This window comes from Pseudoalteromonas sp. NZS11, assembly GCF_015864765.1.
Classification (GTDB): domain Bacteria; phylum Pseudomonadota; class Gammaproteobacteria; order Enterobacterales; family Alteromonadaceae; genus Pseudoalteromonas; species Pseudoalteromonas arctica.
In genome coordinates this window covers 742,135-755,592 of record NZ_JADYWP010000002.1, presented here as the reverse complement: position 1 = coordinate 755,592, position 13,458 = coordinate 742,135, and the positions used below count along the sequence as shown (strand labels likewise).

Below are 13,458 nucleotides of genomic sequence, written 5' to 3'. Positions count from 1 at the left end.
AATTAAAAGGAACAGCGTATGTCTTCGATGACACTGAATAAATTAGTTGAAAAATTGAGTCCTGATTGTAGAAAAAGTCTAGAAGCGGCTGTTGCAATTTGTAATAGCAGAAGTCATTTTACAGTTGAATTAGAGCATTGGTTGCTTGCTATGATTGAACAAAAACTTGATGACGTTAGGCTTATATTTGGATCATTCGATATAGATATCGACAAAGTTCAACAAGATCTGAATCACTCACTAGAGTCTTTAAAAACAGGCAGTGAATCTTCACCTAGTTTATCAGTTCACGTGACTAGCTTATTAAAGCAATCATGGTTGAGCACAAGTATTGAATTTACTGACAATCAAATACGTAGTGCGTACGTTATTTATACACTGACTAAAGATGATACGCTCTCTAGTTTAGTAACTCGTTGTAGTAAGCTTTTTAATAAAATAGAACCAGGGCAGTTATTACATGCTTGGCCTGAAATTGTCGCCCAGTCAGAAGAGCGAAATCAATCGGCTCAAGGTGCAACAACGCAAACAAATTTAAATTCTAAAACGCCGAGTCTAGATCAATTTACTGTCGATTTAACAGCGCAAGCACTCGCTGGCAAAATAGACCCTATCCTTGGGCGAGACTTTGAAATTCGCCAGATGGTCGATATTTTAACAAGACGCCGTCAAAATAATCCAATACTTACAGGTGAAGCGGGTGTTGGTAAAACAGCTGTTGTAGAAGGTTTGGCACTTAGAATCGCTCAAAAAGATGTGCCAGCTGTGCTTCAGAATGTAAAAATTCATAGCCTCGACTTAGCTTTATTACAAGCTGGTGCAGGTATGAAAGGCGAGTTTGAAAACCGCTTAAAATCTTTAATTAATGAAGTTAAAAACGCAGTTAACCCAGTGATTTTGTTTATTGATGAAGCGCATACCATGATTGGTAGTGGTGGTGCGGCTGGTCAAAACGACGCGGCAAACTTATTAAAGCCAGCTTTAGCGCGTGGCGAATTACGAACAATTGCAGCTACAACATGGGCTGAATATAAAAAGTTTTTTGAAAAGGATGCCGCGTTAACGCGTCGCTTCCAAGTTGTTAAGGTTGAAGAGCCAACACCAGAAAAAGCGGTAGCAATGTTGCGTGGGCTAGTTCCAGTAATGGAGCATCATCATAAAGTATTTATTTCTGAGCAAGCACTAGAGAGTGCCGTTCACTTATCGCATCGCTATATAACAGCAAGGCAGTTACCAGATAAAGCAGTCGCTTTGCTTGATACAGCCTGTGCACGTGTTGCAATGAGTCAAGCATCTACGCCAAGTACGATTGAACAACTAGTTAACCGTTTGAGCGAGATAGAAACTCAAGTGTTGATGTTAAAGCGTGAACAGAAAACAGGATTAGATCACTCAGAACAGCTAGACTTTTTAAAAGTCGAGTTAGTGGATATTGAAAAGCAACTACAGCCGCTAAATGAGCAGTTTATCGTAGAAAAAGAAATTGTTACCGAATTAAATAAAGCGCTTGAGTCTATTAATTCTCAAAGTGACGACTCATCAACTGAAATGCTAGAAAAATTAAAGGAGAGCAAACAGAAGCTAGCTTCTTTTGAGCACAATATGGTGCATTGGCAGGTTGATGAAGAGTTAATTGCACAAGTAATTTCGGATTGGACAGGTATACCTGTAGGTAAAATGCATGAAGATGAAATTCATGGCATTTTAAATCTAGCAAATCAAATGAAGCAGCGTGTAGTAGGGCAAGATCATGCACTGGACTTAATTGCTAAGGTTGTACAAACGTCTCGTGCTCAATTAGCTGATGAAAGCCGTCCAAACGGTATATTTATGCTTGCCGGACCTAGTGGTGTCGGTAAAACTGAAACAGCACTTTCACTAGCCCAAGAGGTTTATGGAAGCGAAGATAACGTAACAATTATTAACATGTCGGAGTTTAAAGAAGAGCATAAAGTTTCTTTATTACTTGGCTCGCCTCCAGGTTACGTAGGTTATGGTGAAGGCGGAATTTTAACCGAAGCCGTAAGAAGAAAACCTTATAGTGTTGTACTTCTAGATGAAATGGAAAAAGCACATCCTGGCGTTCAAGATATTTTTTACCAAGTGTTTGATAAAGGTACAATTAAAGATGGTGAAGGCCGAGACATCGATTTTAAAAACACAATAATTATTATGACCTCGAACGTGGGTACCGATACCACTATGAGCCTATTTGAAGATGAAGAAAGTAAGCCAAGTATTAAAGGTTTATTAAAAGCATTACAAGATGACTTGTTAGGATCATTTAAACCTGCATTTTTAGGGCGAATAAACGTAATACCTTACATCCCATTAAGTGATGATATTCTGACACAAATTGCTGCTCTTCAAATAAATAAAATAATTAAGCGTGTTAAAAAGCATTATGATGCAGAGCTTACTTATAAAGATGACGTGATTGAGTATATTATTGCTAACTGTCACAATGCAGGTTCTGGTGCACGTAATATACATACTATATTGCAAAATAAAGTATTGCCTTTATTATCAGAAGTATTGTTATCGAGTGTTGTAGAAGGTAATAAAGTTAATAGTATATCGTTATTAGTTAAAGATAATGAATTTGAAGTTGAGCTAAATTAAAGTTTATTAAAATATAACCAAGTTATAGGTTGTTTCTTTAGTTTTAGGGCATTATAATTTTGTCGTCTTAGGTAACTACATGGAATTTTTGAGACATTGTCTTCATCTAGGGAAAGGAATTCTGAAGACCTTTTCATTGCTGTTATAAAGATAATGATTTCAAAGGAATTTTGGGAAACCAAAGTAAATAATCCAGTATTAATGGATAACATTGTTTAATTAAAAGGAGCATTATCAAATGCAAGCAAATACATATTTAAAATACGGTTCAATCAAAGGCGAAACTACAGCTGAGTCATTCAAAGATTTAATCACAGTATTATCTCTTGATTGGAATATTAGCCGTGAAATTAGCTCAGCGACTGGTACAGCAATGGACCGTGAATCTAGCTCGACTCGTTTAGGCGACGTAACAATTACTAAACTTCAAGATAAAGCATCTCCGGATCTTTTCAAAGAAGCTACAATTGGTAAGGGTTTACCTGCTATTTTCCATATCACTAAACAAGGTGATAAAGTTGAAGAAATCATGAAAATCGAACTAACAGATGCAATGATTTCTAGCTACTCTGTATCAGTACAGAACGATCGTCCAATCGAAACAATCACTATCAGCTACACAGAAATGATGATGACTGTTACTCCTACAGACGACAAAAATAACATTACTGCTCCACTTGTATACGGTTACAGCGGTGTTAAAGGTCAACAAATGTAATATTTGTTGCCTGATAGTAGCTCTGGGCATTGCTCAGAGCTTTTTTTGATCTTTAGGACAGGAAAAGCAAGGAATGCAAAAAGCAACACAAGACAAAAACGTAATTCAAATTAGCACCCCTGCTGGTAAAGATGCCCTCTATTTAACTCGTTTTGTTGCCCAAGAGGCAATGTCAGATCTATTTGTAATGTCTGCCAATATGTACACTATTGGAAAGCAAATAGCGCATGAAGATTTAGTTGGTAAACCTGTATCTATTAAAGTAAGAAATGCAGAAGGCGGTGGTGAGCGTTATTATCACGGTATTGTTAGTCATTTGGTTTCAAATGGTAGTCGTACAGCTGATGTTGACGAGCAAAAAAATTATATAGATTATCAAGCGACTATTGTTCCTTTCGCAGCGTCTATGCGAAATCGTAAAAACAGCCGCATTTTTCAAAAGAAAACAATTAAAGATATTTTTGCTGACTTATTTGGCCAACATAACGTTGCCTTTTCAGATAAAACGAGCAAAACCTATCCTAAATATGAATATTGTGTTCAATATCAAGAATCTGATTTTGATTTTATTCAACGCTTACTTCAGCACGAAGGTATTTTTTACTTTTTTGATCACACAAAAAGTAACCATACATTAGTTTTAGCTGACGATATTACAGCTTATGAAGTGTGTGGTGAGGCGAAAGTAGTTTATTCAACAGGTCACCTTAGTGAATCGCATGTGTCGCGCTGGCAAGGTGGTTTAAGCATAGCGCCAGGCAGCTTTAGACGTGTAGGTTATGACTTTAAACAGCCATCAAGATATCCTGACGGCGAACAAGCAAACCCTGAATTGCCAACTCAATCAGTATCTGAAATATTTGAATATACTGGTGAATCTGAATGCCACCCTCGTGCAGCAAGTATGGCGTCGGTGCAATTGGAGTCGCTTCAAAGAGATATGAAGTTATCTAGTGGTAAAAGCGATTGTCGTTCATTTACCGTTGGTAAACTATTTGCTTTTAAAAAGCATGAAGACCCAAGGCTTGAAGGTAAAACATTTGTTATTACGTCAATGATGACATCAATAACAGTACCAAATCAGTCTGGCGCCCAACAAGGCTCCGCAGAAGAAGTTTACTCAAATCACTTTGAATGTGTACCAAAAGAAATACCTTACAGAGCACAAATTAATAAGAAAAAGCCTGTAATAAATGGTGTGCAAACTGCAATAGTAACCGGTGATAGCGCCGACGAAATAATGATAGATCAATTTGGCCGTGTAAAAGTTCAATTTGATTGGGACAGAGAAGGTAAAAAAGATTCAAAGAGTTCATGTTGGATTCGAGTATCACAAAACTGGGCCGGGAAAAAATGGGGGGCATTTTTCTTTCCCCGAGTAGGCCAAGAAGTATTAGTTGATTTTATAAATGGTGACCCAGATCAGCCTATTATAAGTGGTGCAATTTATAACGCTGATTTAATGCCTCCATATGCATTGCCTGCAGAGAAAACGCAAAGCGGTATTAAAACGCGTTCAACTAAAGAAGGTGGCGCAGATAACTTTAACGAACTTAGGTTTGAAGACAAAAAAGGCAGTGAGCTTGTATATATACAGGCCGAAAAAGATAAACAGCTTTATGTCAAAAATGATCAAAATGACAAAACCGATCACGATCATAATATTGAAATAGGTAATGACCGTAAAGCAGAAATTGCTAATAATGATAGTCTAAAAGTAGCTAAAAACCGTCTTGCTGATATTGGTGAAGGCGATACTTTAAAAGTAGGCAAAACTTTAAATATAGAAGCAGGCGATGAGATTGTTATTAAAACAGGCTCAGCACAAATTAAAATGAGTAGCAGTGGCAATATAACTATCGAAGGCACTAATATAGACATTAAAGGTAGTAATATAAAAGTTGATGGCAGTGCTATTACTTTATCTGCTGGTGTAATTAAATTAAATTAGTGTGATTATGGAAATAATAAGTAGTTTTCAAAGTGGTCTTAGGAATGGCATAAATAACAACGGGCACGTTGTATACTGTCGTTATGGCTTGCCTCATTTAATATGTTTACCAATTAACAAGCCAAATGATCCATTGCTAAATCCTGCATTAAATCATTTAAAGGCGATGGATGGCTATTACGCTCAACAGTTTTTTATATACTTGCATACATCATTAAACAGTGAAAATGTTACTTCAGTATTATATCAATATGCAATGCAAAGTATGGTGGCGCTTTCAGATTATACTAAGAGTGAATTAATTGAAGAGTTATCGCTTTTAGTAAAACAAAGTAAATTATTAATCATCCCATTATACGAATAGCATTAATCAAATATAACTAGACAAGGAGTCTAAATGGGTAAGCCCGCAGCTACAATTGGTCACATGCATGTGTGTCCTAAAACAACAGGTACTGTGCCTCATGTTGGCGGCCCTATTGTTTTAGGCTCGACCAATGTATTGATAGGAAGTATGCCAGCAGCGCGTAAAGGCGATATGATGGTATGTATAGGGCCACCTGACAGTATTAAAACAGGCTCTGGCTCAGTTAAAATTAATGGTAAACCAGCAGCAAGAATGGGAGATGATAGCTCTCATGGCGGAAAAATTGTTGTTGGAAATCCTACCGTTTTGATCGGTGGCTAATTTGCTGTTTAACTATATAAGTAATCACCAAGATCAATTACTCATTATTAGTAATGCTCAACTTTGTCCGTTTACTTCTGTAGGGTATGTTAAATCGTTAAAAAAAAGGCTGTTAGAATCATCTTGGTTAAAGGCTAAACGTAATAATTTAAGCCATGAATTTATAATACCGACTTTAGAGCAGCTTATTGACTTTGTTCAAGACGGCTACAGTGAAAATGTTATTGCGCAAGGTTGTGTTGAAATAATGGCAAACCTACCGCAAAACGTAAATATTAATTTTATCAATGACTTACTTGATGAACCCAAATTAAGCGTATTAGAAAAATCTATCATATGTAAGGTTTTACTTCAGCAACATAGCCTTAATTTAATACCTCTAATTGATATAACTATTTTACTTTTAGCGCACACCCCCAAAGCGAAAGTATCAAAACAGGCACTCGATTCTATAAAGAATATTTTAGTTGTAACCAGTAAATCTGATACAAAAAAACTAATCGGTATTTTTGATAACCTTAACCAATGTGAGCTTGTTAACTCACCGTTAATGTCACTTTTTTTATTATCTCTTAGTTCAGAACAAGTTAACGCCGTCAGTAATCATGCAAGCAATATATTATCTGTAGCTGGCACTTTACAAGTGCTACTGCAAAGTGGTTTTGTAAAATTCATACCGCTTGCTAATACAGCCTTGCATACAGTAGAAAAGCCAGAGCAAATAGTTGCGCTAATGAAACGTACTTTAGGTGAAAAGTTAGACTTACTTGTCAACTTTGAAATACAAATGCAAGCTTGTAGCGGTGATCTACAAGCATTCACAGCTTTTCAGCAACAATTGCAGCTTAACTGGCCAGCTTACGAAAATGAATTATCGTCAAAAAGGTTACTCGCTGGTAAAGCATTGAATGAACATTTAAATGCGATACAAATGTCTGCTATGGATTCATACAGCCAAGCAGTTTTTAACTTATACACATATAATCAATATGTTAATGCTAAAAGAGTAAACGTTGGAGCACCGGTATGAACGCTTTTAGTTTAATGGTTGATTACTTTTCGTTTCCAACAGCTCAAAGTGTTGACGATTTATTATACGGTGACGAAACAAGTAGCTTGAGTGAAGTTAATTGGCAATCTTGGGAAGTGTGTATTTACGATTGTATCGTTAAATCAAAAGAGTTGATGGGCCAAGTAAAAAATTTAAATGCCCCCTTAATTTGGCTTTTACCTGCGTTGTCGTATCAGAGTGAGCTTAAACAGGTGCTCCAAAGTAGTTTACAGCAATTATATCCAGAGCATGCTCAACACTTTTTGTTTTATGGTGCGTCTAGTGTGCACTTTGCTGTTGGTTTGGCTAAAAAAAATGAATGGGTAAAAGTGAATGTAATTGCGATTGATACAATCTATAAAGCGAATAAGCAAGGGCAATATAGTTACCAGGGTATTGGTGGAGCAGTTACAACCCTTGAGCAGCAAGCAACAGGTTGGGCGCAAATAAGCAATGAAATAGTGCCCTCGGTAGACTTTATTAAACATAATCAATTAAATGGTATGTTTACTCGGTTAGCTGATCAAAGCCAGCAGCCCATTGATATTATCTTCGCCCCAGGAAACGGTGTTAACCCAGAAAGTGAAGTATGGTTAAACGAGTTACAATTGCTCAGTAATTTAATTAATGAGAATACACAATATGAGCTACCTTGTTACAAGCTAGGTCAAATAGGTGCACTTGAAGGGTTAGTGGTATTGTATCAATTAACAACCAGCCCCACTATCGAAAGTCATTGCAAAAATGCATTGATAATTTCGCAAGAACAAGCAAAGCACCAAGGGGCTGCATCATACTTATGGATAAGTGAGGAAGTACACAACTAATGCAAAGTAATCCAGTTGTTTTACAAGGAACAAGTTACTCAATTTGCCTGACTGCTGGTGCTGCAAAGGCGCCTTCAGGTTATGAAGCTGTTGTAACTAATAATACAGTAAGTGCAAGTAATTTAGTCGATCAGATAAGTGAAACGCTTACAAACGATCCCTCTAAACGTCTTGATGCTATTAAATTACTTATAAGTATAGGTGCTGATGCAACAAAAGCTGACGGACAACGTAAAACTGCTAATTCACTTATAGTCGCGATTGCTGCTGGTTCTATCAAATGTTTCCGTGAAAAAGTTAAGTCTTCAATTCAAGTCAATGATAACACTAACAGTGGGGCTGGAAATAAAAAATCAAACAATAAAAATAACGCTACAGCCTCAGGTAAAAACGCCTCTCAAGCGCCCGCTAAAAATACGGGTGGAGCAAGTAATAGCACTGCAAGCGAAGAGTCAATTACAAATCAAGAGTGCCGTTCAGATCCGGTATCAATGCTCTCTGGCGAAGAAATCCTACCGCTTATAGATTTTACCCTAGCAGGCAGTCGCCAATTAGTGTGGCGACGTTTGTATCGCTCATCACATGCTGATGTGTGCACAACAATGGGTAATGGTTGGCGCCATGATTTTATGGCAAGCCTTAGTGAGCATTACTTGTCGCCACCAAAAGTAGGCCCTAAGCAAAAAGGGACTTACTGGTTAGAGTACCAAGACGAGCATGGTGCTAAACATAAATTTGAAAAGGTAAAACCTGGCCAATCAAGCTATCAGTTAAGTAGTAACCTTGCGCTACATTACCAAACAAATGGTAAGCAAGTACTTGTAACGCCAGACGATCAACACCTTACCTTTAAACCAGGCGAAAGCGCGTGGTTGCTTGAAAAAATAATTAACGAAAAAGGCCAAAGCATCGCGTTTTATTACGATGCAAAAGAGCGGCTACACCGTATAGAAGTAAACAAAGTACGTGGCTGTATTATTAGCTACAACGCGCAAGGTTTATTATGCAAAATAGCAGCGTACCACACTGACAAAAATAACAAACAGCAATTACTTTCGCCATTGCTTGCAAGCTACGAGTATGATGAAAACAAAAACCTTGTTCAGTCAACTAATCAGCAAAACGAAACTGAGCGCTACGCCTACAACGCCGCTAATTTATTAACAAAGCGTACCCGAGCCAGTGGCTTTAGCCACCATTTTGAGTGGGATAGCTATTCACCGAGTGCTAAATGTATAAAACAATGGGGCGATAACAACACTTATACTTACCAGTTTGAATACAACCTTGAGCGCGGCGAAACAACCTGTATAGACTCACGCGGTCATAAAGAGCACTTTGTACATAACGCACAAGGTAAACTGGTAAAACATACCGATCCTAACGGCAATGTTTGGCAATATACATACAATGCGCAAGGGCAAAAGCTCAGTGAAATAAAGCCAGATAGCAGTACAACGCGCTATAACTACACACCTTATGGCCAATTAGAAACACTAACGCAGCCAGATGGTAGCCAAACACATTTTGCCTACAACCAACTTGGGCAACGTGTATTAACTACCTTACCTGATGGCCAAACCATTACGCGCAAATACAGCGTGGCTGGCTTATTACAAAGCGAAACCTTTGGCGATGGCCGCACTACGTTATACAGCTACGATAAGCTCGGCCAGTTAACCCAGCATATTAATAAAAACGGCCAAATCACTAAGTTTATTTGGAACGAGCAAGGCGAGCTATTAGCAAAACACCACAACGATGAGCTAATACGTTACAGCTACGACAGCCTAGGCCGCGTAAATGCCACACTTAATAACGCAGGCTTACTCACTCAATATAAATACAATGAGCACGGCCAGCTTACACAAACAATTGCCTTTGATGAAAAAGAGCCTGAAAATAAACAGTATCAATACTTTAGCTACGATGAAGCTGGGCGATTAATTAGCTCGCAAAATAGCAAAGGCGACACCACAGAGCAACACTTTGAAGGGTTAAGCCAACCGCATTGTGTTATTCAGCCCGATGGCAGCGCACTGCATTTAACATACGACAAAGAGCGAAACTTAACGGCCATTGAGCGAAGCGACGGCCACGTATACCGCATAAGTTACGACGCTAACGAAAACCCAACGCAAGTAACTGGGTTTGATGGGACGCTACAGCAGTATAAATACGATGCCTGTAACCGCTTAGCCTCAGTAACACAAAGCAACAAACGCCATGTAAAAATAGAGCGCGACAGCCTAGGCCGTGTAACTGCGCAGCATGCAAGCCTTGCAAGCGACGCTCATATCGTTAATAACGCCAATTACTACCGCTACACAAAGCAAGGTAAAATTGCCCGCGCCCACAACGCGCAATCAACACTAAAACAACGCTTTGATAAAGGCGGCAGGCTATTGTGCGCTGAGCAAGTTAATAACCAGCAGCAAGCACATACCCTAAAGTACAGCTACGACGAATACGGTAGAAGGCAAACCCTGACACTGCCAGATTCAACCACGCTTAAATACAGCTACAACCAGTTTGGCCAGCTAAGCGGTATTAACTTACTCCAAACTAACAGCAAAGAGGTTGAGCTCGCAAAGCCGCTTGTAACATTAAGTTACGACAGCCAAGGTAATATTAAAACCCAGCAGTTTGGTAACAGCATTACCCTTACTCAACAGTTTGATGTATTTAACCGCTTAACGCAGCAACAGCTTACTCACCCAGCGCAAGCATTATTTGATACCTGTACGTATAACTACGACAGCGTAAACCAGCTCATTGCCCGTAAAAACGAAGGCGTAAGCAGCCAAAATATCAATTTTGAATACAACAGCCTCGGGCAGTTAATACAACAAACACTGGCAAGAACAGGTGCTGATACAACCACACACTACCAGTGGGATAGCTTTGGTAACCCGCAAAGTCAAACAGTGCAATCAAACACAAGCGATGCAGACCTTAGAGATACAGGCGAGCAGGGTATAGAACATGATGCAGCCAGTAATGAGCATACAGCCAGTTCTTCTATTGATTTAACACACGCCACCCATAGCGAATACAATGAGTTAGCGCCAAATAGTAGTGAAAATAGTAGCAACGCAGACTCAGTAGTAAACAATGAAGGCACTAACAACACCACAATAAACAGTGCTACCGACGCCGACCGCCTAACACACTTTGGCGACAGCGACTTTTACTACGACGAATTCGGTAACCAAATACGCGAAACTGGTAAAGGCATTAAAACTCGCCGCGAATATAACGCGTTTAATCAGTTAAGATGTTTTAACAACAACGGCACGCTCACGCAATACGACTACGACCCATTAGGTCGCCGAATTGCCAAGCACACTGAACACGGTAAAATTGACTACATTTGGGATAACGACCAGTTAATCGGCGAATGCCAACACGGTGAATATACCTGGTATATCAACCTGCCAAATCAATTTCACCCAGTAGCACTAATTAAACAAGGTGAGGTGTACTACTACCACCTAGACCAACTTAACACCCCACGTTTTGTAACAAACAACAAAGCAGAAGTGGTGTGGGAAAATCAAGCCGATGTGTATGGCTACGAAGAGCCCAATCAAGAGCCAGAAGCCGATACTAAAAACAGCTTCACTCAGCCAATTCGTTTTCAGGGGCAGTATTTAGACGAAGAGAGCGGCTTACATTACAACCGTTATCGCTACTACAGCCCCAAACAGCAGCGCTTTATAAACCAAGACCCAATAGGGTTAGTGGGTGGGATAAACCATTATCAATATGCACCTAACCCGGTGAATTGGGTGGACCCGTTTGGGTTGAGTTGTAAGGAAGGGACTGCCACAATTATAAAAATTGGGCATGGTAAAAACATGCATTTTGCGATTCAAGTTAAAACAAAATTCGATACCACTAAAACTCATCAGCATGGTGGCATTGAAGAGGATGGCACAAGAACTAATACACTTATCATCGGTTTCGATGAGGAAGACTTTGCAGGGCAATCGATTGAAAAAACGACTATTAGATTACCAAATGCTTTAGCAGCAAGTGACTTACAAAGGCAGCTACTTAGAGAAGGCGACATGGCGCTCGATAGAGCTGATTGGAATCCAGAGAATTTGGACACACCATTATATGATCCTGTTAATCAAAGTTGTTTAACGCATGTATTTGATGTGTTGAAAGCTGGAGGTATTGAGAACGTTCCTGATAACTCTGACATTGAAGATCGAAAAGTTCTGTTATTTACAAAAAAACTAATGAAAGGGAAAATTGGACCACCTGAAAAAAAGGTGCCTGAAAAAACAACACTTGAAAAGCATGTAGAAGCAGTTGCTGATTATAAAAAGCGTTACGAAGATCGACTGGCTGAATCGATAGATAAAGGTGATTCTAAGAGAAGGCAAGGTGCTTTTAAAGCCAAGATTACAGAGGCTAAAGGTGAACTCGGTGCTTCCATGTATATGGAAAAAGAGTTTTCAGACCCTCCACCTCCAGCAAAAATGGAAATGGGCTTTGGACCAGGTCCAGGAGTCGATCAGGTCTGGGCTAAACGAGACGAAAACAACAAAGTCATTGAGTACTTTGTTGTTGAAGCTAAAGGCCCTGGTGCTAAATTGTTAACTGGTGCAAAAAAAGGCGACCAGATGACGAATAAATGGGTTAAAAATAGCTTGAAATCGATGAGTAAATCTAAAAAATACGAAGGTAAGAATAAATTAGGTAAAGATCTTTTGAAAGCTATAAAACTAAAGAAACCAAAAGTTACCAAACTAGTTATTGAAGCTGAAGAGGTCGACGGTAGAATTGTTGGCGGTGTATCACAGTCTCTTCCTAAGGAAAAAAAGAATGTTAAAACTTAATAATTATGATTTCGAATTTGAAGAACTTTTTGAAGATTCACCTATGGTAATAGAGGTCAGGCTTGCTGATATTAACGATCCGTTAGCTTCTCAAGAAGATAAAGAAGAAGCAGCACAAATACTTTCTGAAGAGTACCAAGAGTTGGCATATGCACACTACGTTTTAGAAGATTATGAAGAAGCTAAGTGTTATTTAAAAAAAGCAGCGCCATTCGCGTATTTAACAGGCTTTGATCCTGAATTAAAAGGACACAACAATGAGTGGACAATTCAAGGTGAGTTAAATGTTGCTTTGTTGTTTGGTGATGAATCAATAATAAGCAAATTACGTGAACATGCAGATGGCTTTACAACCAGCAGCGTGACTAAGAAAGCTATTTTTTTATATGATCATCTATTAATTAAAATAGGCACAGGTCAAGTACTGCCGGAAGAAGAAATTGAAAATGCGCTTACTGAGGCTAAATCAACTAAAGATAAAGATGTACAACAATGCATTGTTCCTCTTATTGAGGCCATTAAAGGTCTTACCATTGGCGATGATTTATTATGGCAATCAAGCATTGACAAAGTAATTGCGTGGCACATTGATGAGTGTAAATACGGTGACTTCAAAGAAGATGGAAATGCGGTTATGTCATTAAATGCGCTCAGTATGGCTAAATTGGGTAAAGATATGCATGGCTGGCAGTGTAAAACTGATTCACTTTATTTACCGTTATATCTAATTAATGATTAAATCTATCCC

Annotated in this window: 9 protein-coding genes; all 9 read left to right on the top strand. The window is 38.7% G+C overall.

Translation table 11 applies throughout. The annotated features are described in order from the left end of the window. Positions 1-18 precede the first annotated feature (18 nt). The 9 genes from tssH to I6E82_RS06950 all read left to right on the top strand — a co-directional run bounded on the left by tssH (position 19) and on the right by I6E82_RS06950 (position 13,449). Positions 19-2,622: a type VI secretion system ATPase TssH gene (gene tssH / locus I6E82_RS06995; protein WP_197117284.1), complete on the top strand. Its 2,604-nt coding sequence runs from the start codon at positions 19-21 to the stop codon at positions 2,620-2,622. A 238-nt stretch (positions 2,623-2,860) separates the two neighbouring features. Beyond that, positions 2,861-3,340, top strand: coding sequence for an Hcp family type VI secretion system effector (locus I6E82_RS06990; protein ID WP_024607338.1), 480 nt, complete (start codon positions 2,861-2,863; stop codon positions 3,338-3,340). Positions 3,341-3,413: 73 nt separating this feature from the next. Then, entirely contained in the window at positions 3,414-5,291 is a 1,878-nt protein-coding gene (locus I6E82_RS06985; RefSeq protein WP_197117282.1) for a type VI secretion system Vgr family protein, read from the top strand. A gap of 7 nt (positions 5,292-5,298) precedes the next feature. Further along, positions 5,299-5,655: a hypothetical protein gene (locus tag I6E82_RS06980; RefSeq protein WP_024607336.1), complete on the top strand. Its 357-nt coding sequence runs from the start codon at positions 5,299-5,301 to the stop codon at positions 5,653-5,655. Between the two features lie 33 nt (positions 5,656-5,688). Further along, positions 5,689-5,979 carry a PAAR domain-containing protein gene (locus I6E82_RS06975; RefSeq protein WP_024607335.1) on the top strand — a complete coding sequence of 97 codons (291 nt, stop codon included), beginning with the start codon at positions 5,689-5,691 and terminating at the stop codon, positions 5,977-5,979. A gap of 1 nt (position 5,980) precedes the next feature. Continuing rightward, complete coding sequence (locus I6E82_RS06970; RefSeq protein WP_197117280.1) at positions 5,981-7,009, top strand: hypothetical protein; 1,029 nt, start codon at positions 5,981-5,983, stop codon at positions 7,007-7,009. Next, positions 7,006-7,857 carry a hypothetical protein gene (locus I6E82_RS06965; protein ID WP_197117278.1) on the top strand — a complete coding sequence of 284 codons (852 nt, stop codon included), beginning with the start codon at positions 7,006-7,008 and terminating at the stop codon, positions 7,855-7,857. The genes I6E82_RS06970 and I6E82_RS06965 overlap by 4 nt, the downstream gene beginning before the upstream one ends. Next, positions 7,857-12,710 carry an RHS repeat-associated core domain-containing protein gene (locus tag I6E82_RS06960; RefSeq protein WP_231616882.1) on the top strand — a complete coding sequence of 1,618 codons (4,854 nt, stop codon included), beginning with the start codon at positions 7,857-7,859 and terminating at the stop codon, positions 12,708-12,710. The genes I6E82_RS06965 and I6E82_RS06960 overlap by 1 nt, the downstream gene beginning before the upstream one ends. Continuing rightward, the gene (locus tag I6E82_RS06950) at positions 12,697-13,449 is read left to right on the top strand and encodes an immunity 49 family protein (RefSeq protein WP_197117276.1); all 753 of its coding nucleotides are present in this window, start codon (positions 12,697-12,699) and stop codon (positions 13,447-13,449) included. Before I6E82_RS06960 ends, I6E82_RS06950 begins: the two co-directional genes overlap by 14 nt. Positions 13,450-13,458: the final 9 nt, after the last annotated feature.